The sequence below is a fragment of the Paenirhodobacter sp. YD-8 genome (genome assembly GCF_056590935.1).
On sequence record NZ_CM152649.1, the window covers coordinates 1891593 to 1917916 of the forward strand.

The 26324-nt window shown below is 68.2% G+C and carries 26 protein-coding genes; 12 read left to right on the plus strand and 14 right to left on the minus strand.

Annotated elements, in window-relative coordinates:
* The 5 genes from AC0QTQ_RS09195 to AC0QTQ_RS09215 form a co-directional block, all read right to left on the minus strand.
* Complete coding sequence (locus AC0QTQ_RS09195) at positions 1-366, minus strand: response regulator (protein ID WP_480256325.1); 366 nt, start codon at positions 364-366, stop codon at positions 1-3.
* Positions 357-638, minus strand: a complete 282-nt coding sequence (locus AC0QTQ_RS09200; RefSeq protein WP_480256326.1) for an STAS domain-containing protein — start codon at positions 636-638, stop codon at positions 357-359. The genes AC0QTQ_RS09195 and AC0QTQ_RS09200 overlap by 10 nt, the downstream gene beginning before the upstream one ends.
* A 116-nt stretch (positions 639-754) precedes the next feature.
* Positions 755-1708, minus strand: a complete 954-nt coding sequence (locus AC0QTQ_RS09205; RefSeq protein ID WP_480256327.1) for a glucokinase — start codon at positions 1706-1708, stop codon at positions 755-757.
* A gap of 1 nt (position 1709) precedes the next feature.
* A complete protein-coding gene (locus AC0QTQ_RS09210) occupies positions 1710-3032 on the minus strand; it encodes a GH1 family beta-glucosidase (RefSeq protein ID WP_480256328.1) in 1323 nt (440 codons plus the stop codon).
* A 10-nt stretch (positions 3033-3042) separates the two neighbouring features.
* A complete protein-coding gene (locus AC0QTQ_RS09215) occupies positions 3043-4086 on the minus strand; it encodes a LacI family DNA-binding transcriptional regulator (RefSeq protein WP_480256329.1) in 1044 nt (347 codons plus the stop codon).
* Positions 4087-4386: 300 nt separating this feature from the next.
* On the opposite strand from AC0QTQ_RS09215, the gene AC0QTQ_RS09220 reads away from it, so the two are divergent.
* Genes AC0QTQ_RS09220 through AC0QTQ_RS09240 form a run of 5 tightly spaced genes read left to right on the plus strand, consistent with a single transcriptional unit; the run spans position 4387 to position 10645 of the window.
* The gene (locus AC0QTQ_RS09220) at positions 4387-5739 is read left to right on the plus strand and encodes an ABC transporter substrate-binding protein (protein WP_480256330.1); all 1353 of its coding nucleotides are present in this window, start codon (positions 4387-4389) and stop codon (positions 5737-5739) included.
* Positions 5740-5791: 52 nt separating this feature from the next.
* Positions 5792-6787, plus strand: a complete 996-nt coding sequence (locus AC0QTQ_RS09225; protein ID WP_480256331.1) for a carbohydrate ABC transporter permease — start codon at positions 5792-5794, stop codon at positions 6785-6787.
* Positions 6787-7920: a carbohydrate ABC transporter permease gene (locus AC0QTQ_RS09230; RefSeq protein ID WP_480256332.1), complete on the plus strand. Its 1134-nt coding sequence runs from the start codon at positions 6787-6789 to the stop codon at positions 7918-7920. Before AC0QTQ_RS09225 ends, AC0QTQ_RS09230 begins: the two co-directional genes overlap by 1 nt.
* Positions 7921-9558 (plus strand): alpha-glucosidase family protein, encoded by a 1638-nt coding sequence (locus AC0QTQ_RS09235; protein ID WP_480256333.1) that lies wholly within the window; start codon positions 7921-7923, stop codon positions 9556-9558.
* Between the two features lies 1 nt (position 9559).
* On the plus strand, positions 9560-10645 hold the full coding sequence (locus AC0QTQ_RS09240) for an ABC transporter ATP-binding protein (RefSeq protein ID WP_121532200.1): 1086 nt from the start codon (positions 9560-9562) through the stop codon (positions 10643-10645).
* Here AC0QTQ_RS09240 and AC0QTQ_RS09245 read toward each other — a convergent pair whose 3' ends face one another.
* From AC0QTQ_RS09245 to AC0QTQ_RS09260, 4 genes are read right to left on the minus strand one after another with little or no spacing between them, the layout of a single operon-like run.
* Entirely contained in the window at positions 10646-11971 is a 1326-nt protein-coding gene (locus tag AC0QTQ_RS09245; protein WP_480256334.1) for an HlyC/CorC family transporter, read from the minus strand.
* A gap of 33 nt (positions 11972-12004) precedes the next feature.
* Positions 12005-12946 carry a site-specific tyrosine recombinase XerD gene (locus AC0QTQ_RS09250; protein ID WP_480256335.1) on the minus strand — a complete coding sequence of 314 codons (942 nt, stop codon included), beginning with the start codon at positions 12944-12946 and terminating at the stop codon, positions 12005-12007.
* A complete protein-coding gene (locus AC0QTQ_RS09255; protein ID WP_480256336.1) occupies positions 12943-14517 on the minus strand; it encodes a hypothetical protein in 1575 nt (524 codons plus the stop codon). The genes AC0QTQ_RS09250 and AC0QTQ_RS09255 overlap by 4 nt, the downstream gene beginning before the upstream one ends.
* Positions 14507-14854 (minus strand): hypothetical protein, encoded by a 348-nt coding sequence (locus tag AC0QTQ_RS09260; RefSeq protein WP_480256337.1) that lies wholly within the window; start codon positions 14852-14854, stop codon positions 14507-14509. The genes AC0QTQ_RS09255 and AC0QTQ_RS09260 overlap by 11 nt, the downstream gene beginning before the upstream one ends.
* A 109-nt stretch (positions 14855-14963) precedes the next feature.
* Here AC0QTQ_RS09260 and AC0QTQ_RS09265 point away from each other — a divergent pair, with 109 nt between their 5' ends.
* Both AC0QTQ_RS09265 and aroB read left to right on the plus strand, forming a co-directional pair.
* Complete coding sequence (locus AC0QTQ_RS09265; RefSeq protein WP_480259212.1) at positions 14964-15479, plus strand: shikimate kinase; 516 nt, start codon at positions 14964-14966, stop codon at positions 15477-15479.
* The gene (gene aroB / locus AC0QTQ_RS09270; RefSeq protein WP_480256338.1) at positions 15472-16581 is read left to right on the plus strand and encodes a 3-dehydroquinate synthase; all 1110 of its coding nucleotides are present in this window, start codon (positions 15472-15474) and stop codon (positions 16579-16581) included. Before AC0QTQ_RS09265 ends, aroB begins: the two co-directional genes overlap by 8 nt.
* Before the next feature lie 162 nt (positions 16582-16743).
* Here the strand turns inward: aroB and AC0QTQ_RS09275 are convergent, their stop codons facing one another.
* The gene (locus AC0QTQ_RS09275; RefSeq protein ID WP_121532208.1) at positions 16744-17367 is read right to left on the minus strand and encodes a helix-turn-helix domain-containing protein; all 624 of its coding nucleotides are present in this window, start codon (positions 17365-17367) and stop codon (positions 16744-16746) included.
* Between the two features lie 48 nt (positions 17368-17415).
* Between AC0QTQ_RS09275 and AC0QTQ_RS09280 the strand changes: the two genes are divergently transcribed.
* From AC0QTQ_RS09280 to AC0QTQ_RS09290, 3 genes are all read left to right on the plus strand, one after another.
* Entirely contained in the window at positions 17416-18942 is a 1527-nt protein-coding gene (locus AC0QTQ_RS09280) for a class I adenylate-forming enzyme family protein (RefSeq protein WP_480256339.1), read from the plus strand.
* The gene (locus AC0QTQ_RS09285; protein WP_480256340.1) at positions 18939-19589 is read left to right on the plus strand and encodes a DsbA family oxidoreductase; all 651 of its coding nucleotides are present in this window, start codon (positions 18939-18941) and stop codon (positions 19587-19589) included. The genes AC0QTQ_RS09280 and AC0QTQ_RS09285 overlap by 4 nt, the downstream gene beginning before the upstream one ends.
* A gap of 152 nt (positions 19590-19741) precedes the next feature.
* Positions 19742-20899 (plus strand): multidrug effflux MFS transporter, encoded by a 1158-nt coding sequence (locus AC0QTQ_RS09290; RefSeq protein WP_480259213.1) that lies wholly within the window; start codon positions 19742-19744, stop codon positions 20897-20899.
* A 142-nt stretch (positions 20900-21041) separates the two neighbouring features.
* Here AC0QTQ_RS09290 and AC0QTQ_RS09295 read toward each other — a convergent pair whose 3' ends face one another.
* From AC0QTQ_RS09295 to AC0QTQ_RS09305, 3 genes are all read right to left on the minus strand, one after another.
* The gene (locus AC0QTQ_RS09295) at positions 21042-21359 is read right to left on the minus strand and encodes a hypothetical protein (protein WP_480256341.1); all 318 of its coding nucleotides are present in this window, start codon (positions 21357-21359) and stop codon (positions 21042-21044) included.
* A gap of 109 nt (positions 21360-21468) precedes the next feature.
* Positions 21469-21585: a lipoprotein gene (locus tag AC0QTQ_RS09300; protein ID WP_480256342.1), complete on the minus strand. Its 117-nt coding sequence runs from the start codon at positions 21583-21585 to the stop codon at positions 21469-21471.
* Complete coding sequence (locus tag AC0QTQ_RS09305; RefSeq protein WP_480259214.1) at positions 21582-23399, minus strand: extracellular solute-binding protein; 1818 nt, start codon at positions 23397-23399, stop codon at positions 21582-21584. Before AC0QTQ_RS09305 ends, AC0QTQ_RS09300 begins: the two co-directional genes overlap by 4 nt.
* A 307-nt stretch (positions 23400-23706) precedes the next feature.
* Between AC0QTQ_RS09305 and AC0QTQ_RS09310 the strand changes: the two genes are divergently transcribed.
* Positions 23707-24480, plus strand: a complete 774-nt coding sequence (locus tag AC0QTQ_RS09310; protein ID WP_480256343.1) for a 3-hydroxybutyrate dehydrogenase — start codon at positions 23707-23709, stop codon at positions 24478-24480.
* A 124-nt stretch (positions 24481-24604) separates the two neighbouring features.
* On the plus strand, positions 24605-25654 hold the full coding sequence (locus tag AC0QTQ_RS09315) for a patatin-like phospholipase family protein (RefSeq protein ID WP_480256344.1): 1050 nt from the start codon (positions 24605-24607) through the stop codon (positions 25652-25654).
* On the opposite strand, the gene AC0QTQ_RS09320 is transcribed toward AC0QTQ_RS09315, so the two are convergent.
* The gene (locus AC0QTQ_RS09320; protein WP_480256345.1) at positions 25615-26316 is read right to left on the minus strand and encodes a DUF502 domain-containing protein; all 702 of its coding nucleotides are present in this window, start codon (positions 26314-26316) and stop codon (positions 25615-25617) included. The genes AC0QTQ_RS09315 and AC0QTQ_RS09320 overlap by 40 nt on opposite strands.
* Between the last annotated feature and the right edge of the window lie 8 nt (positions 26317-26324).

The window sequence follows — 26324 nt, forward strand, 5'->3', positions numbered from 1 at the left end:
TCAGCCCGCGACCATGTGCAGCGCCTTGACCAGCTTCGGCGGGTCGAAGGGCTTCACGATCCAGCCGGTGGCACCGGCCGCACGGGCGCGCGCCTTCAGCTCGGGCGCCGATTCCGTCGTCAGCACCAGGATCGGCGTGGCGCGGTGGCGGTCCTGGCGGCGCACCGCCTCGATGAAGCCGAAGCCGTCGAGGCGGGGCATGTTGATGTCCGAGATGATCGCGTCGGGCTCGATCTCCTTCAGCATCTCGAGCCCCTGCACGCCATCCTCGGCCAGATGCAGGGTGATCCCGGCCTCGCCTAGGGCAAGGCGCAGCATGTCACGGATGGTGCGGCTGTCGTCGACGGCAAGAACGGTCAGGCCCATGCGGCGCCCTCCGATTGCAGGGCGTCGAGCGGCAGGCCGAAGAGGGTGAGGGCCTCCTCGAAGGCGGGCGAGCGCGGGGAGATGGTCAGCGCGAGGCCGGCGGCGCGCCAGCTGCGGGCGGCGGCCAGCAGGATCTGCAGGCCGAGCCCGCCCAGATGGGTGACGCCGCCGGCATCGAGGACAAGCGGCTGTCCCTCGCAGGCGCGGATCGCGGTCAGGGCTTGCTCGGCATGGGTCAGGTCGAGGCGGGGGGCGAGGGCAAGAGTGGTCATGCGCCCCCCATGAAATAGACGGTCAGAAGGCTGCTCACCTGTTCCCCTTTCATTCCAGCATGAAAGAGGCATAGCGCCGAGCGGTTAAGATTGCCTTGACGGCGATCGGCGCGGGCTCAGCCGCGCCGCGCCTGCAGGTAGGACGCGCAGCCCGCAAGGGCGGCGTAATCGTCCGCGATGACCGTCACCGGGAAGGCGGCGAGAAAGTCGGAGAACCGGCCCTTGTCGCGCAGCGCTGCGGCAAAGCCGGCCCGGGCAAGATGGGGCGCCACGGCCCGGGCGACGCCGCCGCACAGGAAAATGCCGCCGAAGGGCAGGTGGGTCAGCGCAAGATCGCCGGTGACGCCCGCGAGCAGGCGCACGAAGATCCGCAGCGTGGCCTGCGACAAGGCGTCGCCCATTGCCACCGCGGTCAGGATCGAGGCGGCATCGCGCGGCGCGCCATGTCCCGTCTCGGCGCGCAGGAAGGTGTGGATCGCCGCGATGCCGCGCCCGGACAGCGCATCCTCGACCGAGGCAAAGCCATGATCGGCCTGCAGAAACCGCATCAGGCGGATGTCCTCGTCGCAGCGGACGGGCAAGGTGACATGGCCGCATTCCGAGGCTGCGACGAAGCGTCCGCCCGCGGTCTCGTGCACCGGGGCGGCGTTGAAGCCGGTGCCGATGCCGATCACCAGCGCGCTGGCGCCGGGCAGGGCAGGCGTGCCGGGCAGGATCGGCTGCAGCGCCTCGGGGCCCAGGATTCCAAGCGCATGGCCCTGCGCCTGCAGGTCGTTCAGCACCGCGACCTGCGCGGCGCCGGTGGTCCTGGCGACGCCCTCGGGCGTGATCCGCCAGTCGAGATTGGTCATCACCGCCACGCCCTCGCGCACCGGGCCCGCGGCCGCGACACAGGCGCCGGTGACCGGCTCCGCGCCTTCCTCGGCCAGATAGGCGCTCAGGATCGGTTCCAGCGCCGGGTGGTGGTCGTTCGGATAGCGACGGATCGTCTCGGGCAGCAGGCGGCCCGCGCGGGCCAGCGCGACGCGGGTGTTGGTGCCGCCGATATCGGCCAGAAGGGTCAGGGTCATCTCAGCGCTCCAGCGCCCGTGCCCAGGCGTGCCACGACGCCTTGGGACTGCGTTTCAGGGTTTCGAAATCGACATGGACGAGGCCGAAGCGTTTCTCGTAGCCAAGCGCCCATTCGTAATTGTCGAGCAGCGACCAGCACATGTAGCCCGCAAGCGGCACCCCCTCGGCGACCGCGCGGCGGCAGGCCGCCAGATGCTCGGCGTAATAGGCGATGCGGCCGGCATCGGCGCAGCTCCCGCCCGAAAGCACATCGGGCGCGGCCATGCCGTTCTCGGTGACATAAAGCGGCAGATCGCCGGTGTAGTCGCGCGCGACACGGGTGAGGAAGGCGTGCAGCCCCTCGGGATAGATCTCCCAGCCCATGTCGGTCTTCGGCAACGGTCCCTCCACCTCGCGATGCGCCGGCCAGGGACCGTCGCAGGGGGCGATGCGCTTGCAGGTATAGTAGTTCAGTCCGAACCAGTCGAGCGGCGCGCGGATCGTGGCGAAATCGTCCTGCCAGCCCTCGGGCAGGTGCGGCGCAAAGCCCTCGAGCACCTCGTCGGGGTAGCGGCCGAGCATCATCCCCTCGATGAAGAAGCGGTTGTAATAGGCGTCATAGAGACGCGCGGCCGAGGCGGCCTCGGGGGTGGCGTCGGCCGGGTGCGCATATTCGAAATTGCACACCGCGCCGAGATTGCCCATCCCCTCGGCCCGCATCACCGAGATCGCCTGGCCATGCGCCAGCAGGATGTGGTGCATCGCCCGCGCGGTCGCGCGGATGTCACGCAGCCCGGGCGCATGGGCGCCGAGGAAATGGCTCAGCCAGCCCACGCACCAGGGCTCGTTGATCGGCGCGGCGGACCAGATCCGGTCGCCGAGCCGGCGCGCGATCACCTGGGTGAACTCGGCAAACCACTGCGCCACGTCGCGGTTGCGCCAGCCGCCCAGATCGGCGAGCGCCGAGGGCATCTCCCAATGATAGAGGGTCAGTGCCGGCTTGATGCCGCGTTCGAGCATGCCGTCGACGAGCCGGTCGTAGAAATCGAGCCCCTCGGCATTCACCGCGCCGCGCCCTTCGGGCATCACCCGCGCCCAGGAGGTCGAGAAGCGGTAAAGGTCGAAGCCCGCATCGGCGACAAGGTCGAGATCCTCGGCCCAGCGGTGATAATGGTCGCAGGCGACCGCCCCGTTTTCGGCCCGCGCGACATTGCCCGGGGTGGCGGCGAAGCTGTCCCAATGCGTCGGGCCGGCGCCGCCGAAGCGGTGCCCCTCGATCTGGTAGGAGGAGGTGGCGGCCCCGAAGAGGAAGCCCTCGGGGAAGTCTCTGCGGCCTGGCAGCATCTTTTGTCCTTCAGTCGATCGTCTCGGGGCGGCGCGGGGCCGGGCCGGTCGAGGCCCCGACCACCAGCGTCGCTTCCATCAGGTCGTTCTCGGGCGCGCTGGCGCCGCTCTCGATCCGGCGCAGCAGCATCGCCGCGCAGCGCCGCCCCGCCTCGCGCACAGAGGAGCGGGTGGCGGTGAAGATCGGTTCGTCGAAGCCGTTGCGCAGATAGCCCAGCTCGTCGTCATGGGTGACGATCGAGACGTCGCGCCCCATCCGCATGCCCCGCTCCCACAGCGCGCGCCGCACCCCCATGGCGGAGAGGAACGAGGCGGTGAGAAAGGCCGTCGGCGGGTCGGGCAGGTCGAGCATGTCGCGCGCCGCGTCATGGCCCTGCGCCTCGGTCATCTCGCCCGAGACCATCAGCGCGGGATCGGCCGAGAGCCCGCGGGCGGCCAGCGCGCGCTCGAACCCGTGCCGGCGGCGGGCGGCGAAATCCATCGTCTCGATGCCGTTCACCAGCGCGATGCGGCGATGCCCGAGGTCGAGCAGGAAGCTTGTCGCGCGTTCGAAGGCGCGGGTGTTGTTGACGTCGACCCAGGAATAGCCGGGGTCGGCGCCGAGCGAGCGGCCATGCACGACGAAGGGCAGGCCCAGCTCCTCGAGCAGCGACAGCCGCGCGTCATGCACCTTCGGCCCGTGCACGATGATGCCGTCGACGTTGCCCTTCGAGCGGACCTCGCGATAGGCGCGCTCCTCGTCGCTGTCGGGGACGATGGTCAGCACCATGTCATAGCCCGCGCGTGCATAGACCTCGCCGGCGCCGGCGATGAAATCGGCGAAGACCGGGTTGACGATCTCGTGCCGGGTCGAGAGCGGGATGATATGGCCGATCGCCATCGCGCGGCCGGTGGCCAGGCGCTTGGCCTGGGTGTTCGGGCGGTAATTGTAATGCCGCGCCGCCTCGGCCACGCGCAGCCGCGTCGCCTCCGAAACCTCGGGATAGCCGTTCAGCGCGCGGCTGACGGTGGTGGGCGACAGGCCCAGTTCGCTGGCGAGTTGCTTGAGGTTCATCTGCGGGCATCCGTGACGGGTGTGACTCGGTGGCGCGTTGGCATCCAAACCGCTTTGAGTGTCTGGCACGTTAGCGCTGCCTGTCTGGCGCGTCAATCGGATGCCGTGCCGCAAGGCGCGATGCTGCAGATGCACAATAATCCTTTTGGTTACAGTGCAGTTGCGGCATTTCATTCGATTGACTTTCGCGCCGCGATACCGGAGCTTTCTGCATCCAAAGCGCTTTGACATCGAGTCGCGAGACCGGGGCAGGGGCGTCGGACGTGACCTTGGGCGAAAGCCCGATTTCGGGAGGGATGCATGAGGAAAAGCCTTTATCTCGGCGTGGCGCTGATCGCGCTGGCCGCCTCGGCCGCGGGCGCGGGCGAGCTGAAATTCGCCCCCGGCAAGGACAGCCGCTTCGACTGGGCAAGCTATGACGCGCTCGCGAAGATGGACCTGAAGGGCAAGAAGCTGACCGTACTCGGCCCCTGGCTCGGCCCCGACCGCGACCTGTTCGAAAGCGTGATCGACTACTTCCGCGCCGCAACCGGGGCGGATGTGGAATATTCCGGTTCCGACAGTTTCGAGCAGCAGATCGTCATCGACGCCGAGGCCGGCAGCCCGCCCGACATCGCGGTCTTCCCGCAGCCGGGCCTGGCCGCCGACCTGGCGAAGAAGGGGCATCTGAAGCCGCTGGCCGACGGCACCGAGCAGTGGATCAAGGACAATTACGCCGCGGGCGACAGCTGGGCCGCCTATGGCAACTATGCCGGGCCCGACGGGCAGCACCACCAATACGCCTTCCCGTTCAAGGCCGACGTCAAATCGCTGGTCTGGTATGTGCCCGAGAACTTCGCCGATGCGGGCTACGAGATCCCGAAGACGATGGAAGAACTCAAGGCGCTGACCGAGCAGATCGTCAAGGACGGCGGCACGCCCTGGTGCATCGGCATCGGCTCGGGCGGCGCCACCGGCTGGCCCGCGACCGACTGGGTCGAGGACCTGATGCTGCGCCTCAACACGCCGCAGGATTATGACGACTGGGTCTCGAACAAGCTGAAGTTCGACGATCCGAAGGTGGTCGCCGCGATCGAGGATTTCGGCTGGTTCGCGAAGACCGACAGCTTCGTTGCCGGCGGCACCGGCGCCGTTGCCTCGACCGACTTCCGCGACAGTCCGAAGGGGCTCTTCACCTCGCCGCCGCAGTGCTACATGCACAAGATGGCCTCCTTCATCCCGTCCTTCTTCCCGGAAGGCACGGTGATCGGCCAGGACGCCGACTTCTTCTACTTCCCGGCCTATGCCGAGAAGGATCTGGGCCAGCCGGTGCTGGGCGCGGGCACGATGTTTGCCAAGCTCAGCGACAACCCGGTGGGCGACGCCTTCATCGCCTTCCTCGAAAGCCCGATCGCGCATGAGGTCTGGATGGCGCAGACCGGCTTCGTCACGCCCTACAAGGGGGTGAACACCGATCTTTACGGCGATTCGACGCTGAAGAAGATGGGGGACATCCTGCTCAATGCCACCACCTTCCGCTTTGACGGCTCTGACCTGATGCCGGGTGCGATCGGCGCGGGGGCGTTCTGGACCGGCATGGTCGACTATGTCGGCGGCAAGCCGGCGAAAGACGTGGCCAGCGCGATCCAGGCAACCTGGAACACGCTGAAATAAGCGCATCGGCCCCGCCGCAGTGCCGGCGGGGCCGTGTCTTTCGGGGGGACGGATGGAACAGCTCAGCTATGCCGCGGGCACGATCGTCACTGGCGTCTTCGGCTGCGTGGCCTGGTTCTGGGGATCGAACCTGATCCTCGACTGGGTCTGGCCCTCGCGCGGGGCGCATGCTGGCACCAACATCTTGCGTGCGAACATGGTGCGGCCCTGGCTCTTCATCGGGCCGGCCATCCTGTTCCTTGCGGTCTACCTCGTCTACCCGGTCTTCGACTCGATCTGGCGCAGCCTGCATGACGCGGGCGGGCGGGCCTGGGTCGGGCTCGACAATTACCGCTGGCTGGCGGGCGACGCGAAATTCCGCGAGTCGATCCTGAACAACCTGCTGTGGCTGCTGGTGGTGCCCGCGGCCTCCACCTTCTTCGGCCTGCTCGCGGCACAGGTCACCGACCGCATCCGCTGGGGCAATGTCGCGAAATCCTTCATCTTCATGCCGATGGCGATCTCCTTCGTCGGCGCTGGGGTGATCTGGAAGTTCATCTACGACTACCGCGCCGAGGGGCAGGAGCAGATCGGCCTGCTGAATGCGATCTGGACCGCGCTCGGCCATCCGCCCGAGACCTGGCTGACGATTCCGTTCTGGAACAACTTCTTCCTGATGGCGGTGCTGATCTGGATCCAGACCGGCTTTGCCATGGTGATCCTCTCGGCCGCGCTGCGCGGCATCCCCGAGGAGACGATCGAGGCCGCGATCCTCGACGGTGCCAACCCGTGGCAGCTGTTCTTCCGCATCAAGGTGCCGCAGATCTGGGGCACGATCGCCGTCGTCTGGACCACGATCACCATCACCGTGCTGAAGATCTTCGACATCGTCTTCGTGATGACGAACGGGCAATGGGGCACCCAGGTGCTGGCGAACCTGATGTATGACTGGATGTTCCGCGGTGCGCCCGATTACGGCCGCGGCTCGGCGATTGCGCTGGTCATCATGGCGCTCGTCACCCCGATCATGGTGTGGAACATCCGCAACGCGCGCCGGGAGATGATGTGATGAGCCAGATCGCCGGAACCCGCGCGCGTCTTGTCTGGGCGGTGAACCTGGCCGCCCTTCTGCTGGTGCTGCTGTGGACGGTGCCGACCTTCGGCCTGCTGGTGTCGTCGTTCCGCGACCGCGACCAGATCGCGGCCTCTGGCTGGTGGAAGGCCGCTTTCCCCTCGACCGCCTCGGCCTTCGTGCGCGCGGGCGGCGCGGACACGGCGGTGCAGGAGGGCGCGCTTTGGGTGATCTCGGGCACTGTCCTTGAAAAGGGCCAGCGGCTCGATGCCTGGGGCGTGACCTCGCGCGAGCCCGAGGCCTATCGCCCGGGCGAGACCGCCGCGCTGAAGGACGGGCAAAGCCTGACCGTCGCCGCCGACGGCAGCTATCGGCTGAGCTCGCCCGCGGCCTTCACCGGCGGGCGGGCGATGCGGATCTTCGTCACCACCACCGTGCCGCCGCGCGTGACCACGGAAAACTATGCCCGGGTGATCGGCGCCGAAGGGCTGGGCCAGGCCTTCCTGAACACGCTGACGGTGACGATTCCCGCCACCGTCATCCCGATCCTGATCGCGGCCTTCGCGGCCTATGCGCTCGCCTGGATGGAGTTTCCGGGCCGCGCGCTGCTGATCGCGGCAGTGGTCGGGCTGCTGGTCGTGCCGCTGCAGCTCGCCCTCATCCCGCTTTTGAAGCTGCACAACGACATCGGCATCGGCAAGGGCTACATGGGGATCTGGCTGGCGCATACGGGCTTCGGCCTGCCGCTCGCCATCTACCTGTTGCGCAACTACATGGTCGGTCTGCCGCGCGAGATCATCGAGAGCGCCCGCGTCGACGGCGCGACCGAGTTCCAGATCTTCCGCCGCATCATCCTGCCGCTGTCCTTCCCGGCGCTCGCCTCCTTCGCGATCTTCCAGTTCCTCTGGGTCTGGAACGACCTTCTCGTCGCCACCGTCTTCCTCGGCAACCGCCACGATCAGCTGGTGATGACCGGCGTCCTGCGCGAGCTGATGGGCTCGCGCGGGGGCGACTGGGAAATTCTCGCGGCCTCCGCCTTCGTGTCGATCTCGGTGCCGCTTCTCGTCTTCTTTGCAATGCAGAAATACCTCGTGCGCGGCCTGCTGGCCGGCTCGGTGAAAGGTGGCTGAATGACCATGATGAAAAAGGATGCCGACTGGTGGCGCGGCGCGGTGATCTATCAGATCTATCCGCGCAGTTTCCAGGACACGAACGGCGACGGGGTGGGTGATCTGCTGGGGATCGTGCGCCGGCTGCCGCATGTGGCCTCGCTTGGCGCCGATGCGATCTGGATCTCGCCCTTCTTCACCTCGCCGATGCGCGACTTCGGCTATGACGTCATTGATTACTGCGACGTCGACCCGATGTTCGGCAGCCTTGCCGATTTCGATCAGGTCATCGCCACGGCCCATGCGCTCGGGCTGAAGGTGATGATCGACCTCGTGCTCAGCCACACCTCGGATGTGCATCCCTGGTTTCAGGAGAGCCGGGCGAGCCGCGACAACCCGCGCGCCGACTGGTATGTCTGGGCCGATCCGAAGCCCGACGGCACGGCGCCGAACAACTGGCTGTCGATCTTCGGCGGTCCGGCCTGGCAATGGGACGCCCGGCGCGAGCAGTATTACCTGCACAACTTCCTCGTCAGCCAGCCGGACCTGAACTTCCATTGCCCGGCGGTGCAGGAGGCGCTTCTGGATGTGGCGCGGTTCTGGCTCGAGCGTGGCGTCGACGGCTTCCGCCTCGACACGATCAACTTCTACATGCATGACGAGCAGCTGCGCGACAACCCGCCGCTGCCGGTCGAGGAGCGCAACGACAGCACCGCGCCGAAGGTGAACCCCTACAATCACCAGCGCCACATCCACGACAAGAACCACCCGAAGAACATTGAATTCCTGAAGAAACTTCGGGCAGTGATGGAGCCTTTCCAGGCTGCGGCCGTGGGCGAGATCGGCGACAGCCAGCGCGGGCTCGAGATCCTTGGCGAATATACCGCCGATGGCGTCGGGGTGCAGATGTCCTATGCCTTCGAGCTGCTGTCGGGCCACGAACCGCTGAGCGCCGAGTATATCGCCGCGGTCTTCCGCAAGGTCGATGCGGTTGCGCCGCGGGGCTGGGCCTGCTGGGCCTATTCGAACCATGACGTCGTGCGCCACATCAGCCGCTGGGGTCTTTCCGCTGCTTCTGCAAAGGTTTACACGACGCTTCTGATGTGTCTGCGGGGCTCGGTCTGCCTCTATCAGGGCGAGGAGCTGGGCCTGCCGGAGGCCGAGATCGCCTTCGAGGACCTGCAGGACCCCTATGGCAAGGAGTTCTGGCCCGAGTTCAAGGGCCGCGACGGCTGCCGCACGCCGATGGTCTGGGAGAAGGACGCGGTCTATGCCGGCTTCTCCAGCGCCAAGCCCTGGTTGCCGATCTCCTCGGCGCAATCCGCACTGGCCGTCGATGCCGCCGAGGCAGACCCTGCGGCGCTGTTGCACCATTACCGCCGCGCGATCGCATTTCGAAAGAATCACAGGGCGTTGCGTGCCGGTCTTATGACGGAGATCGAGGCCCGGGACGGCGTGTTGCGGTTCCGGCGGCTGGCCGAGGACGAGACCATCCTGTGCGTCTTCAACCTGACCGATGCGCCCGTCGACACCGATCTGCCGCCCGGGGACTGGGTGACGCTCGCGGGCGAGCTCGGCTCGATCCGGCCCACCGGCGACAACCGTCTTCAGCTCGGCTCCTGGCAGTCGAGCATCCTGCGTCTGAACAGCGGAGCGTGACATGGCCGATCTCTCCCTCACCGGGATTTCCAAAGCCTATGGTGACGTCGACATCCTGAAGGACATCAACCTCGAGATCCGGGCCGGGGAGCTGATCGTCTTCGTCGGCCCCTCGGGCTGCGGCAAGTCCACGCTGCTGCGAATGATCGCCGGGCTCGAGCAGATCTCGGGCGGCGATCTGGTGATCGACGGGCAGCGGGTGAACGACATGCCGCCGGCGCAGCGCGGCATCGCGATGGTGTTCCAAAGCTATGCGCTCTACCCGCACATGACCGTGCGGCAGAACATGGAATTCGCCCTGAAGATCGCGAAGAAGTCCCGCGAAGAGATTGACAAGGCTGTGGAAAATGCCGCGCGCATCCTGCAGCTGACGCCTTATCTCGACCGGCTGCCGAAGGCGCTCTCGGGCGGGCAGCGGCAGCGCGTGGCGATCGGCCGGGCGATCGTGCGCGACCCGAAGGTCTATCTCTTCGACGAGCCGCTCTCGAACCTCGATGCGGCGCTGCGGGTGGCGACGCGGATCGAGATCGCCCAGCTCAAGGAGGCGATGCCCGATCGCACGATGATCTATGTCACCCACGATCAGGTCGAGGCGATGACCCTGGCCTCGCGCATCGTGGTGCTGGCCGACAAGGGCATCGCGCAGGTCGGCTCGCCGCTCGAGCTCTACGAGCGGCCGGAAAACGAGTTCGTCGCGCAATTCATCGGCTCGCCGCAGATGAACCTGCTGGCGGGCGAGGTGGTGGCGACGGGGCCGCAGACGACGGTGAAGCTGGTCGATGGCGGCACCGCGGTCAGCCATGTGCCGACCACGGCGGCCGATATGGGGCTGAAGGTCAACATCGGCGTGCGGCCCGAGGATCTGGTACTGACCACGGGCGCGGGGCTGTTCACCGGCACCGTCGAGATCGTCGAGGCACTGGGCGAGGTGACGCTTCTGTATTTCGGCGAGGAGATGGGCGCGCCGCACATGATCGCGAAGCTGCCGGGCATCCACGCCGATCTGCGCCGCAGCCGGGTGACCCTCGCGGCCGATCCGGCGAAGGTGCATCTCTTCGCCGGGGGCCGTTCGCTGCTCTACCGCTGATCAGCCGGCGATCGGCAGCAGCGGCTTGATCTTCAGCGTGGTGATGCGGTTGTCCTTGCGCGTCACCACCTCGAAGCGGAAGCCGTGGAAGGAGAACACCTGACCTTCCTCGGGGATCGTCTGCGCCTCGTGGATCACCAGGCCCGCGACGGTGTTCGCCTCGTCATCGGGCAACGCCCAGTCGGTCTCGCGGTTCAGGTCGCGGATCGTCATCGCGCCGTCGACCAGGTAATCGCCGGTCTCGGTGGGCTTCAGCTGCCGCTCGGCCTTGGGGTCGAGCTCGTCGGTGATGTCGCCCACGATCTCCTCGAGGATGTCCTCGAGCGTGAGCAGCCCCTTCAGGTCGCCATATTCGTCGACGACGAGGGCGAAATGCGTGCGCCGCTTGAGGAATTCGCGCATCTGCTCGTCGAGCGGTGTGGTCTCGGGGATGAAATAGGGCTTCATCGCCACCTTCATCACGTCGAGATCCGACACGGAATCCAGCTTGCCGTCGCCGGTGCGCAGGAATTTCTCGACCGCGCGCAGCAGTTCCTTGGCGTGGATCACGCCGACCACGTTCTCGCGCTCGCCCTTGTAGAGCGGCAGCCGGGTGTGCGGCGAGCTCAGCACCGCGGTCAGCAGCGTCTCGGGGTCGCTGTCGGCATCGAGCATCTCGATCTGGCTGCGGTGCAGCATGATCTCGTCCACGGTGCGGCTGCCCAGATCGAGCGCGCCAAGCAGCCGGTCGCGGTCCTCCTTGTCGACGGTGCCTTCCGAGGCGCCGATCGCCAGCGCCCCGGCGATCTCGTCATGGATCGAGAACATCGTCTGGTTCGCATCGGTGCGCAGCCCGAAGGCCCACAGGATGCCGCGCACCACCAGCCGCACCACGGTGACGATCGGGGTCAACACCCGGATCAGCAGCCGCACGGTGCGGGCAACGCGGCTCGCCACGGTCTCGGGGAAGGTGATGGCATAGGTCTTGGGCAGCACTTCCGAGAAGATCAGCACGAGGATCGTCATCGCCAGCGTCGCGAGCGCCACGCCGCCCTGGCCGAAGATCCGGGTCAGCAGCGCGGTGGCGAGCGAGGCCGAGAGGATGTTGACGACATTGTTGCCCAGCAGCAGTGCGCCGATCAGCCGCTCGTTGTCCTCGGTGATCTCGAGCGCGGTCTCGGCGCCCTTGTCGCCCTTGTCCGCGCTCGAGCGCAGCTTGGCGCGGCTTGCGGCGGTGAGCGCGGTTTCAGAGCCGGAGAAGAAGGCCGACAGCAGCAGAAGCAGGACGATCGCGCCCGCGGTCAGCCAGAAGGCGGTGTCGAGAAGGGTCGAGATGTGGTTTTCCATGATCGCGCACTATGGGGAGCGGCGGCGCCCCGTTCAAGAGCCGCCGGCAAGCGGGTGGTGGCCGAGGACCAGTTCCTTCAGCCGCTCGTCGAGGACGTGGGTGTAGATCTCGCTGGTCGAGAGGTCGGCATGGCCGAGCAGCATCTGGATCGCGCGCAGATCGGCGCCGCCCTGCAGCAGATGCGTGGCGAAGGCGTGGCGCAGCACATGCGGCGTGACCTTGGCCGGGCTGACCCCGGCCGCGACCGCGATGTCCTTGAGCAGCCCGTGAAAGCCCTGCCGGGTCAGGTGGCCTTCCTTGGCGCTTGACGGGAACAGGAAGCGCGAGGGCGGCACGCGCCGGCCCAGCCGCGCCTCTTCCTCGGCCGCGTCGCGGGTCTTCAGCCACGCGCTCAGCGCCTCGCGCGCGGGCGGGGAAAGCGGCACCATCCGCTCCTTGCCGCCCTTGCCGCGGATCAGCAGCATCGCCGGATTGCCGCGCGCCGCCGCGACCGGCAGCGAGACCAGCTCGCTCACCCGCATGCCGGTGGCGTAAAGCAGCTCCATCAGGCAGCGGTTGCGGATCTGCTCGGACAGCGACTGGCCCTGATCGCGCGCCGCCTCGAGCAGCGCCTCGACCTCGTCGAGCGTCAGCGTCTTCGGCAGCCGCTGCGCCTTGCCCGGGCCGGTGATGCGCAGCGTCGGGTTGTCGGCGCGCCAGCCTTCCTCATAGGCGAAGCGAAACAGCTGCCGGATCGCCGAGAGCCGCCGCGCGCGCGTCGATTTCGCCAGCCCCTCGGCCTCGCAGCGCACGAGGTAATCCTCGACCGCCTCGCGGCCGAGCGTGGCAAAGGCCAGATCCTGCGCCTCGACGAAGCCGAGGAAATCGGTCAGGTCGCGGCCATAGCTCAGGATCGTGTTGCGCGCGGCGCCCGCCTCGGCCGCCTGCGCCTCGAGAAAGGTGGCGATCCAGCGCGCGTTCGGGGGCGCGCTCATCCGTTGCGCTCCAGGATCACCATTTCAAGGGCGGCGCGCCGCGCGACCTCCTCGAGCCCGCTCAGCCGCATCAGCGCAAGCCCGCTTTCCACGCGACGGTAATCGCCTTTCGCGCCCTCGGTGATGTCGTCGACGGCGGTGAGCAGCGCCTCGCCCTGACGGTTCGGCATCATCTCGGCGTAGGGCGCCGGCACGGCGGTGGTGGGGGCATCGAAGACGCGCTTGAGCATCAGGCCCAGCTGGTCCTGCGCCGGTATGCCGGCCGTCGAGCCCTGGGCAATGCCGCACAGAAGCCGCTCGTCGGCATCGGCGGGCTCATGGCCGCGTGCGACCGCCTCATAGGCCGGGCTCAGCAGGCCAAGGCGGAAGGCGATGCCGCCCGCCTCGCCCGGCAGGCCCATCGCCGCAAGCTGCTCGCCATAGATCGTGGCGAGCGCCGGTTCCAGCTCCTGCGCCTGCATCGCGTCCCAGACCCCGGGCAGAAGCTGCGCCACGCGGTCGGGGTCATTTGCACTCAGCGCCGCGTCGAAGGCCGAGATCAGCGTGACCCGGTCCCACACGCCGCCCGAGGCCGCGGCCCGGTCCTGGGTGTAGAGCCCGAGCAGCTGGTTCGGATCGAGCACCCCCATCCGGGTCAGCCGCTCGGCCGCCTCGAGTTGGCTCTTCCAGCCGGTGTTCGCGCGCAGGTCGGCCTGGGCGAAGGCGACGGGCAGGGTATTCGTCGGCATCGGCTGGCCGATCGCTTCCATCATCCGGAAGACGAGCGGCGAGGGACGGCTGGGCGGCGGCAGGTCCTCGGCGCCGTCGGCGAGCTCGGGCTCGAGGAAGCGTTCAAGCAGGTCGGCCGTCTCCGGGTCGATCTGGCCAAGCGCGCGGCCGGTGCCAAAGCTCAGCGCCGCGGTCTGCCAGTCGCCCGACCGGGCCAGGCAGAAGATCCGCGCCGGGAAAGACGGTGCAAGCCGCGGCGTCTTCTCCATGATCTCGCAGGCCTTGTTCTCCTCGCCCAGCAGCAGCGCCACGTCGAAGCGGCGGCGGAACACCTCGGGGTCGGTGGTGTCGGCCTGTTCCAGAAGCGCCATCGCCTGTTCCAGCGCCCCCATGTCGAGCAGCCGGTCGATGCGGGCGAGGAAGAGCACATTGTGCCCGCCGGGGGCGGGCACCCGCGGCGGATCAAGCTCGGCCAGCAGCAGTTCCATCACGAAGGCCTGGACCGAGGGCAGGGTGTCGAGACGCTCCTTGCGCAGCGCTGCGGCCAGCTGCGCCTCGGGCGTGTCGCCCCACAGATCGCGCGGCAGCCCGGTGCGCGCCACCGGCACGAGGCCGAGCGCGTTCGCCGGCGGCCGGTCGAGCGACATCACCGAGACGGATTCGTTCGTCACGCCGCTGCTCACCGGCGGCTCGCCCGGGCGCGCGCCGGGAACGGCCCGGCTGCCGGGCGCCATGGCGGCCGGCGTCACCACCGAGCGCGACAGCCAGTCGATCGCCGAAAGCGGTTCGCCTTCGGCGTGCGCCATGCCGGGCAGGGCAAGCGTGGTCAGCAGCAGGGCGGCGCAAATGCGCTCAGTTGCCACTCGTGTCCCCCGGCAATGTGACCTCGAGCCGCTGCTCGCCGGTCTGGGGCTGCATGTCGCCGAAATAGGCATAACCAATCACCGCAAGCACGGCAAAAACCAGGAGAATCGCGATGGCCTGAAAAATACGCCCCATAAGTCCGTCTTCCGTTTCTTCTTGCTCGATGTTTTGCCTTCCGCGCCGGCCGTTCCGGAGATCACGGCACACCGTGACGCGCGGCCTGCGCCGCTCCGATACGCCCTGCGGCGGAAACTCGCAAAGATTATATATGGCATTTCGCGGAAGATCACGCCATTCAGGGGGCCGGAATTCACGTTTGCGCAAGCGCCCGCGCATCGGCGGCACCCCGCCCGGGCGCGTCAGGGAGGACCGCTTGACCGAAGAGAGCCCGCAGCCGGCGCCGGAACCGCGCCCGAAACTGGCCCGGACGATCGTTCTCGTCGGCATGATGGGGGCGGGCAAGACCGCCGTCGGCACGGCGCTCGCGCGTACCCTGGGCGTGCCCTTTCTCGACAGCGACGAGGAAATCGTGAAGGCCGCGCAGATGTCGGTGGCCGAGATCTTCGCCCGCGACGGCGAGCCCTTCTTCCGCGCCCGCGAAAGCGAGGTGATCGCGCGACTGCTCTCGGGTCCGCCCGCCGTCGTCTCGACCGGCGGCGGCGCCTTCATGAGCGAAGCGAACCGCGAGATGATCGCGCGGCTCGGCGTCTCGGTCTGGCTGCAGGCGGGGCTCGAGCTCCTGTGGCAGCGAGTGCGGCACAAGAACACCCGGCCGTTGCTGCGCACGGCCGATCCGAAGCGCACGCTGAGCGAGCTGTTCGAGAAGCGCGAACCGGTCTATGCGCTGGCGCAGGTGGCGGTCGGGGCCGAGCCGGGCCTGTCGATCGAGGACATGGCACAGAAGGTCGTCGAGGCGCTGCGCGCGCGCGGCGGAGTTTTCGAGGAGGAACGGGATGCGTGAGACGGTTCGGGTCGAGCTGGGATCGAGATCCTATGACGTGCGCCTCGGCGCAGGGCTGATTGCCGGGGCGGGGGCCGAGATCGCACCGCTGCTGCGCCGCAAGCGGATCGCGGTGATCACCGACGAGACGGTCGGCGCGCTGCATCTTGATGCGTTGCGCGCGGGGCTCGGGGACATCGAGATGGTGTCGCTCGCCCTGCCGGCGGGCGAGGGCACGAAATGCTGGGCCTCGCTCGAGCGCGCCTGCGAATGGCTTCTGGAACAGAAGGTCGAGCGCAAGGACGTGGTCATCGCCTTCGGCGGCGGCGTGATCGGCGATCTCGTCGGCTTTGCCGCCGCGATCCTGCGCCGCGGCGTGCGGTTCGTGCAGATCCCGACGACGCTGCTCGCCCAGGTCGACAGCTCGGTCGGCGGCAAGACGGGCATCAACGTCACGGCCGGCAAGAACCTGATCGGCGCCTTCCACCAGCCCTCGCTGGTGCTCGCCGACATCGCGCTTCTGGGCACGCTCACCGCGCGCGATTTCCTCGCGGGCTATGGCGAGGTGGTGAAATACGGGCTGCTGGGCGACCCGCTCTTCTTCGAATGGCTCGAGGACATGGGGCCGAAGCTCGCCGCGGGCGACATCGAGGCGCGGCAGCGGGCGGTGAAACGCTCGGTCGAGATGAAGGCCGAGATCGTCGCGCGCGACGAGACGGAAGAGGGCGACCGGGCGCTGCTGAACCTCGGCCACACCTTCTGCCACGCGCTCGAGGCGGCGACCGGCTATGGCGACCGGCTCTTGCATGGCGAGGGCGTGGCGATCGGCTGCGCGCTCGCCTTCGAGCTCAGCCAGCGGCTTGGCCTGTGCAGCCAGGAGGCACCGTCGCGGGTGCGCGCGCATCTGAAGGCGATGGGGATGAAGACGGATCTCGCCGACATCCCGGGCGATCTGCCCGATGCCGAGGGGCTGATTGCGCTGATGGCGCAGGACAAGAAGGTGCTCGACGGCAAGATGCGCTTCATCCTGGCGCGCGGCATCGGCGAGGCCTTCGTCACCTCGGACGTGCCGCGCGACGTGCTGAAGCGGCTCCTCGAGGATGCCCTGGCCACGCGCGGCTGAGAGCCGGGCAGGGGGCGCTGCCCCCTCGGGCTTCGCCCTCACCCCCGGGATATTTGGCTGCGATTGGAAGAGGGGCGCGGCCCCGAGCTTCCAATTGCCTCAAATATCCCGGGGGTGAATTGGCGCAGCCAAGAGGGGGCAGCGCCCCCTTTCTGTTTCGGGTCAGACGAGCGAGGTCACCCAGAGCACCGTCGCATCCTCGTGGCTGACCGACACGAGGTTGTGGCCCATGCTGGCGTCGTAATAGGCGCTGTCGCCGCGCTTGAGCTCCTGCGGCTCGTAGAACTCGGTGTAAAGCCGGACGATGCCGGTGAGGACATAGAGGAATTCCTCGCCGTCATGGCGCACCCAGCCATGGAACTCCTCGAAGCTGCGCGCCCGGATCCGTGCGCGATAGGGCAGCATCTGCTTGTTGCGCAGCGAATTCGCCAGAAGCTCGTGCTCGTAGGTGGTGGTCAGATGCGCCACGCCCTCGCCCGCGCGGGTCACCGCCATCCGCCCCGTCACCTGTCCCTTCGAGGGCGGGGTGAAGAGCTGCGGCACCGAGATCGCCAGCCCCTCGGCCAGCTTCTTCAGCGCCTCGTAGGTGGGCGACATCTGCCCGTTCTCGATCTTCGAGAGGGTCGAGCGGGCCAGCCCCGCCTGCGCTGCCGCCTGTTCGAGTGTCCAGCCGCGGGCCTTGCGCAGCTCGCGCACGCGAGCGGCGAGGTCGACGGGTTCGGGCACTACTTCCTCGCCGCTCTCGCGCGCGATGCGGATGATCTTCGCGTGTTCGATCTCGCCCATGGCGGCCTCCGGCTTGCAACCCCGCTGCACGCGGCGTAGCAGGAAGCCATGCTCTCTGTCCATGCTTCCTCCTTTGCAGACCCCGCGCCCGCGTCCTTCAACATGGCGGCCCATGTGCTGGCGCCCGCGGCCGAGCGCGCCGATCGCTCGGCGCTGCAGATCCTCAGCCCGACGGGCGCCGAGCGCTGGTCCTGGGGCCGGCTCGAGGCGGCGGTGCGCGGCGCGGGTACGGGGTTCCTGAACGCCGGGCTGGTGCCGGGCGATCGGGTGCTGTTGCGGCTTGGCAATACACCTGAATTCCCGGTGGCCTATCTGGGCGCGATCGCGGTCGGGCTGGTGCCGGTGCCGACCTCGCCGCAGCTGACGGCGGGCGAGATCACCAGGATGGCGGCGCAGGTCGCCCCGGCGGCGATCGTCGCGGGCGAGGGCATCGCGTTGCCCGAGAGCCCCGCGCGGGTGATCGGCGAGGCGGCGCTGCGCAGCTTCGAGGCGCTCGTCCCCTGTGCCTGGGAGATGGGCGCTCCCGACCGGCTGGCCTATGTCGTCTTCACCTCGGGCACCTCGGGGCAGCCGCGGGCGGTGATGCACGCGCATCGCGCGATCTGGGCACGGCGGATGATGCACGCGGGCTGGTACGGGTTGACGCCCGCGGACCGGATCCTGCACGCCGGCGCCTTCAACTGGACCTACACGCTCGGCACCGGGCTGATGGACCCCTGGTCGGTCGGCGCCACCGCGCTGATCCCGGCGCCTGGCGTGCCGGTGCAGGCGCTGCCGTTGTTGCTGCGCCGCTTCGACGCGACGATCTTTGCCGCCGCGCCCGGGGTCTACCGGCAGATGTTGAAACATCACGCGACGATCGACCTGCCGCGGTTGCGACACGGGCTCAGCGCCGGCGAGGCACTGCCCGCGCTCACCCGGCAGCATTGGCGCGAGGCGACCGGCACCGAGATCTACGAGGCACTCGGCATGTCGGAATGCTCGACCTTCGTCTCGGGCGCGCCGGGGCATCCGGCGCCCGAGGGCTGTGCGGGCTGGCCGCAGGAGGGGCGCACCCTCGCCGTGCTTGGCCCCGAGGGCGCGCCGGTGCCGCGCGGCACCCCCGGCACGCTCGCCGTGCACCGCACCGATCCCGGGCTGTTCCTGGGCTACATGGGCGCGCCCGAGGAGACCGCCGCGCGCTTCAGCGCCGATGGGGAGTGGTTCCTCACCGGCGACACGGTGACGATGACCGAGGCCGGCGCGATCCGCTACGAGGGCCGCGCCGACGACATGATGAACGCCGGCGGCTTCCGTGTCAGCCCGCTCGAGGTCGAGGCGGCGATGGCGACCTGCCCCGAGGCGGGCGAGGTTGCGGCCGTAGAGATCCGGGTCAGCGCCGAGGCGAGCGTCATCGCCCTTGCCCATACCGGCGCCGCGACGCCCGAGGCGCTGGCCGCCCATGCCGGCGCCACGCTTGCCCGCTACAAGCAGCCCCGCCTGTTCCGCGCCGTTGCCGAGCTGCCGCGCAACCGCAACGGCAAGATCGACCGCCGCGCCCTGCGCGATGCCTGGCCCAAGGAGCCCGACGCATGATCCCGCTCGACATCTTCGCCGACCCCGTCTGCCCCTGGTGCCTGATCGGCAAGGCCAATCTCGACCGCGCGCTCGAGGCGCGGCCGGGCCATCCCTTCGTGCTGGCCTGGCATCCGTTCCGGCTCGACCCGACGATGCCGGCGGGCGGCATGGCGCGCGGCGATTACATGCGCGCGAAATTCGGGGCCGAGGCCGACAGCATCGACATTCCGGTGCTCGAGGCCGCGCGGCGGGCCGGGGTCACGCTGGACCTCGCCGCGATCGCACGGGTGCCGGCGACGCTTGATGCGCACCGGCTGCTGCACTGGGCGGGGATCGAGGGGCGGCAGACCCCGGTGATGTCGGCGCTGATGCGCGCCTTCTGGCGCGAGGGGCGCGACATTGGTGCGCCCGGGGTGCTGGCCGGGATCGCAGCCGCCGCGGGGATGGACCGGGCGCTGGTCGAACGGCTGCTCGCCAGCGATGCCGACCGTGACGAGGTTCTGGCCCGCGAGGCCCATGCGCGCGAGCGCGGCATCCGCGCCGTGCCGAGCTTCATCATCGGCAACCAGCACATGGTCGAGGGCGCGCAGCCGGTCGAGACCTGGCTTGCGGTGATCGACGAGCTTGCGGCCGCCCCGGAAGCCGATCCCGAAGCTGAGCACTGACGCACAGCCCCCTGCGCGGTCCCGCGCGGCGCGGGGCTGGCATTCCCGCGCAGGGGGGCTATGGTTCGGCGCGAACCTGAAAGGCCCCTCCCGTGACCCAGTCCTCTGTTCCCGCACCGGTGCGCACCCTGTCGCTGCCCGAATTCGTGGCGATGCTCGCCTCGCTCACCGCCACCGTCGCCTTCTCGATCGATGCGATGCTGCCCGCGCTGCCCGAGATCGCCGCGACGCTCTCGCCCGGGGACGTGAACCGCGCCCAGCTGGTGCTGACCGTCTTCGTGCTCGGCATGGGGCTTGGCACCTTCTTCGTCGGGCCGATCTCGGACGCGATCGGGCGCAAGCGCACGATCACCGGCGGCATCGTGATCTATGTGCTTGGCGCGCTGGCCGCCGCCTGGTCGCAGAGCCTCGAGATGCTGCTGATCGCGCGTTTCGTGCAGGGGATCGGTGCCTCGGGGCCGCGGATCGTGCCGATGGCGCTGGTGCGCGATCTTTACGCCGGGCGCGAGATGGCGAAGATCACCTCCTTCATCATGATGCTCTTCATCCTGGTGCCGGCGCTGGCGCCGACGATCGGCGGGGCGATCGCCGCGGTCTTCGGCTGGCGCGGCATCTTCGGCGCCTTCCTGGTGTTCGGCGTGCTCGGTGTGCTCTGGGTGAACCTGCGCCAGCCCGAGACCCTGCCGCCCGAGCGTCGCCGCCCCTTCGTGCCGGGCGCGCTGCTCTCGGGCGCGCGCGAGGTGCTGTCGGATCGCGACGTGCGGCTTTACACGGCGATCCTCGCGCTCGGCTTCGGGCAGATGTTCTCGGTGCTGTCCTCCTCGCAGCAGCTCTACGCCGCCTATGGCGTGCACGAGACCTTCCCGCTGTGGTTCGGCGCGGTGGCGATCCTTGCCGGCACCGGTTCGGTCTTCAACGCGCGCTTCGTGATGCGGCTCGGCATGCGGCGGATCGTGCGCGGCGCCTATCTGATGCAGGTCTGCCTCTCGGCGCTGATGCTGGCGGCGCTGCTGGCGGGCCTTGTGACCCCGGCGGGCGGGCTGCTCGCGGTCTTTGCCTGGAACGTGTCGGTGTTCTTCATCGCCGGCCTCACCTTCGGCAACCTCAATGCGCTGGCGATGCAGAAGATGGGGCATCTGGCCGGCATGACCGCCTCGGTCGTCACGGCGCTCTCGACGGTGGGGGCGGTGTCGATCGCGGCCCCGGTCGGGCTGCTGTTCGATGGCACGGCGCGGCCGGTGGTGATCGCCACGCTGATCTGCTCGGGCCTTGCCTGGGCGCTGATGGGGCGCACCGACGATCAGGTCTGAGACGGGGGCGCGCCCGCGCCCCGTTCCGGCAACGCCACGGCGGCAGGCACTGCGCCAATGCCCCGCTTCCAATTGCCACAAATATCCCGGGGGTGAATTTTGCCGTCAGGCAAAAGAGGGGGCAGCGCCCCCTGCCTTCGTCTTACTCGTTGTCGCCAAAGCGCGAATCGTCGTCGTACTCGTCCTCGCCCTCGGGCACGAACTTCTCCGACAGCAGGATCGAGTGGTTGTCGTGCAGCGGGTCCATGACGACATCCGAGGGCAGCTCGCCCGTCAGCCAGTCGCGGATCTCGTCGCGTGCCTCGGCCGGGTCCTGCCCGGTCAGCTCGGCGATATAGGCGATGAAGGCGCGCTGGTCCCCGTCGATCTCGTCGAGCCGGTCTTCCTCGGCATCGGACCAGCGGTTCTGGATCGCCTCGTAGAAGGCGTTCCAGTTGTCCTGAACATGGTGCCACTTCATCCTGTTCTCCTTCCTGGCGCAACCTCCCGCGCCCGTCTCGACTTTGCGCTTCAACGGGGCAGGAGGAAAGGCCTTTCTCCTGTTTCGATTGTCGTGGACGGGGGCCGGATCAGAACCAGCTCTGCACCGTCCGGGCCCCGTCCGAGACGTCCTCGCCGACGCCGGCGACCGTGTTGCACCCGGTCAGGGCGACCGCAAGCGCGGCCAGAAGGATCAGCTTCTTCATTGCTCTGCCTCATACCACCAGACTTCGGGCTGAAAGCCCGGCCAGTCCCCGTATAGCGGAAGTCTTTCGGGGAAGTGAAGATTGCGGTCATGGGCGATGCGCGAGATCGGCGCATACCAGCCGGGAATGACATAGCGCCCCGCGGTCAGCACCCGGTCGAGGGCGCGCACCGCGGCGGTGAACTCCTCGGGCGTGCGGGCCTCGAGCATGGCGCGGACCATCGCCTCGGCGGCGGGGGAGGTCATCCCCATCCAGTTGCGCGAGCCGGGCTCGCTCACCCCGCGCGATCCCCAGTAGAGCATCTGCTCGTTGCCCGGGCTGAGCGAGAGCGCGCGGGTGTACCAGGCCATGCCGAAGTCATAGGTGTTGGTGCGCGCCTGATATTGCGCGTCATCGACCGTCGTCACCTTCGGGAAGATGCCGATCCGGCGCAGCGCCTCGACATAGATGTCGACGATCGACTGGGTCTCGGCCGCGCCCTGCTGCAGCACGATCTCGAAGCTGAAGGGCGTGCCCGCGGCGTCTTTCAGCACGCCGTCCGCGCCCACGGCCCAGCCCGCCTCCTCGAGCAGCTTCATCGCCTTGCGGCTGTTCTTGCGGTTGAGTTCGCTGCCGTCCGACACCGGCAGGGCATAGCCCTCGAGCGTGCCCGGCGGCAGGCTTGCGGCAAAGGGGGCGAGCAGCGCCGCCACCTCGCCCTCGGCCGGGCCCGGGCGCATCGCCAGATCGGAGTTCGCGAAATACGAGGTGATGCGCGGCTCGGCCCCGCCGTTCAGCGTGGCGTTGATGAATTCGAAGTTGAAGACGTCGATCATCGCCTCGCGCACGCGCCAGTCGGCAAAGACCGGCAGGCGGGTGTTCATCACCAGGCCGGAAATCCCCGAGGGCCTCCGGTGCGGGATCTCGGAGAGCACCACACGCCCCTCGCGCACCGCCGGGAAATCATAGTCGCGCGCCCATTTCGCCGCGTTCGTCTCGCGGAAGGTGTCGGTCTCGCCGCCCTTGAAGGCCTCGAAGACCACGCCGCCATCGCCGAAGTAGTCCCACCGCATCTCGTCGAGATTGAAGCGGCCGCGGTTCAGGGGCAGGTCCTTCGCCCACCAGTCGGGGTTGCGGCGAAGCGTGATGAAGCGCCCGGTCTCGACCCGGTCGATGACATAGGGGCCCGAGCCCACCGGCGCGACCTGCGTCGCCTGGGCGAAGTCCTTGCCCTCCCATTGCGCCTTTTCCAGCACCGGCCGCATCCCCATCAGCAGCGCGAGCTCGCGGTCGGGCTCGGTGAAGGTGATGCGCAGGCTGCGCGGGCCGGTCTGCTCGATCGACTTCACCTTGCGCCAGGCGTTCTGATAGCGCGGATGGCCCTCGGTGCCGAGGGTCTGATAGGACCAGATCACATCCTCGACCGTCACCGGCTTGCCGTCCGAGAACCGCGCCTCGGGGCGCAGGGTGAAGGCGACCCAGCTGCGCGCCGCGTCGGTCTCGACACTTTCGGCGAGCAGGCCATAGAGGGTGAAGGGCTCGTCGATCGAACGATCCATCAGCGATTCGGTCACGAAGGTGGCGATGCCTTGCGCCGGGCGGCCCTTCAGGATCCAGGGATTGAGCGAATCGAAGCTGCCGGATTCGCCGAAACGGATGCGGCCGCCCTTCGGCGCGTCGGGGTTCGCATAGGGCAGGTGGGTGAAACCCGCGGGCAGGGCAGGCGCGCCATACATCGCGATCGCGGGCGCGGGCTCGGCCGCGACCGGCCCTGCAAATACAGGGAGAAAGGCCAGCGCGACCGCTCCGAGACGGCTGAAAAAGACAGATCGCATCATCGCAACAATCCCCGGTTTGCCTGTATTTTCAGGCGGCAAGCTAACGATGCTGAGACGGGGGCGCAAACTTTTCCCTTGGATTGCAGCGGCATCAGGCTTATAAAGATCTCACTGCTCGATAGGTTTCTTGCCTGTATGAAACCTGCCTCATGACTTGACGCCCGCCTTGCGCGGGCGTCTTTTTCTTTTGCATCAAGGCATTGATGGCGCGATCCGGCTCACGGCATTGTGCGCTTCGGACGTGGACCTTCGTTCGCGCTCCGCTAATCTTTCGGGCATCTCTTTCGGTTTTCAGGAGTTGAACATGAGTCTCAAGGGCAAGACGGCCATCATCACCGGCTCGAATTCCGGTATCGGCCTTGGTGTGGCGCGCGAACTGGCGCGGGCGGGCGCCGATGTGGTGCTGAACTCCTTCACCGACCGCGACGAGGACCACGCGCTTGCCGCCGAGATCGGCCGCGAGTTCGGCGTGACCGGGCGCTACATCAAGGCCGACATGTCGAAGGGCGAGGAGTGCCGTGCCCTGATCGAGCAGGCGGGGGCCTGCGACATCCTGGTGAACAACGCCGGCATCCAGCATGTCGAGCCGATCGACACCTTCCCCGCCGCAACCTGGGACCGGATCATCGCGATCAACCTCTCCTCGGCCTTCCACACCACCGCCGCGGCGCTGCCATTGATGCGCAAGGCGGGTTGGGGCCGGATCGTCAACATCGCCTCGGCGCACGGGCTGACCGCCTCGCCGTTCAAGTCGGCCTATGTCGCGGCCAAGCACGGCGTCGTCGGCTTCACCAAGGTCACCGCGCTCGAGACCGCCGAGGAGCCGATCACCGCGAATGCGATCTGCCCGGGCTATGTGCTGACGCCGCTGGTCGAGGCGCAGATCCCCGACCAGATGAAGGTGCACAACATGGACCGCGAGACGGTGATCCGCGAGGTCATGCTGACGCGCCAGCCCTCGAAGCAGTTCGCCACCGTCGAACAGCTCGGCGGCACCGCGGTCTTCCTGTGCTCGGAGGCCGCGGCCCAGATCACCGGCACCACGATCTCGGTCGACGGCGGCTGGACCGCCCTCTGATCGCGCTCCGTGACGCAAGGTGAAACGGGCCTGCCCGTCACCTTGCCCTAAATACCTCGGGGGGAGTCTGCGCAGCAGACCGGGGGGCCGCGCCCCCCGGCGACGCATCTCGAAAGGACGACCGATGGAAACGAAGCGGATCAACCTCGCACTGCAGGGCGGCGGCGCGCATGGCGCCTTCACCTGGGGGGTGCTCGACCGGCTCCTTGACGAGGACTGGCTCGAGATCGCGGCGATCTCGGGCACCTCGGCCGGGGCGCTGAACGGCGCGGCGCTGAAGGCGGGGCTTGGCCGGGCCGAGGGCAAGGCCGGCCGGCGCCATGCGCGCGAGAACCTCGACTGGCTCTGGTCGCAGGTCTCTGAGGTGAACGACCTGCGCCTTGACCGCTGGGTCTCGGCGCTGTTCCCGCAGCCCGAGGCGATCAACCGCTGGATCGAGGCCTTCACCCCCGCCTCCTGGATGGATCAGCTGACGCGGATGATCTCGCCCTATGATTCCGGGCCCTTCTACATCAACCCGCTCGAACACATCGTCGAGCGCTTCGAATACGAGCATGTCTGTTCCGAGACCGGCCCGGCCTTCTTCGTCGCCGCCACCAATGTGCGCACCGGCAAGATCCGGGTGTTCTCCGGCAAGGAGATCACCGCGAAGGCGATCCTCGCCTCGGCCTGTCTGCCCAACCTGTTCCGCGCGATCGAGTTCTATGACCCGCAGACGGGGCAGGGCGAGGCCTTCTGGGACGGCGGCTTCACCGGCAATCCGCCGCTCTTTCCGCTGTTCGAGCCCGAGCTGCCGCGAGACATCGTGATCGTCAACATCAACCCGCTCTACCGCGAGGGGGTGCCGAAGACGCCCACGGAAATCGACGAGCGGATCAACGAGATCTCGTTCAACTCCTCGCTCCTGCGCGAGCTGCGCGCGATCAGCTTCGTGCGCCGGCTGATCTCGGAAAGCCGGCTGGCCGAGGGGGCGATGAAGGATGTGCTGGTGCACATGGTGGCCGACGACAAGACGATGACGGGCCTTGGCGCAGCGACCAAGGTCACGCCCACCACCGGCACGCTGAAGCGGCTGAAGGCGGCGGGACAGGACGCGGCGGACCGCTTCCTCGGCCAGCACGCCGACGCGATCGGTCAGCGCGCCTCGGTCGACCTTGCCGGGCTCTTCGGCTGATCCTTGTCGCGCTGCGTCGGATAGACGAGCCCGGCCGAGATGATCAGCTTCGCGGCATCCTCGATCGTCATGTCGAGATAGGTGACCTGGCTTTCCGGCACGAACATCAGGAAGCCCGAGGTCGGGTTCGGCGTGGTCGGCATGAAGACCGAGATCAGCGGATCGTCCTCGCTGCCCTGGGCGGCGATCTCGCCCTTCGAACGCGACGAGACGAAGGCCACCGCCTTGATCCCCGGGCGCGGATAGTCGATCAGGCAGGCGCGGTCGAATTTCGTCTCGCCCTGGCTGAACACGGTTTCCGCGATCTGCTTCAAGCCGTTGTAGACCGAGCGCACGACCGGCATCCGGTCGACGAGGCTTTCGCCGAAGCGCAGAACCGAGCGGCCGATGATGTTCTTCGCCAGCCAGCCGACGATGATGGTGAAGACGAGGAAGAAGATCACGCCGAAGCCGCGGACGTTCAGCCCGATATATTGCTCGGGCTGGAACTCCTGCGGCACGAAGGGCAGCACCCAGCCATCGACCCAGCCCGCGACCGTCCACATCAGCCACAGCGTCAGCCCGATCGGCGAGATCACCACGAGCCCGGTCAGGAAGGAGGCGCGCAGCCCGGCCAGGAAACCCTTCTTGCGGGCGGGATGCGGTTCGGTCGGTTCGGTCATGATGTCCC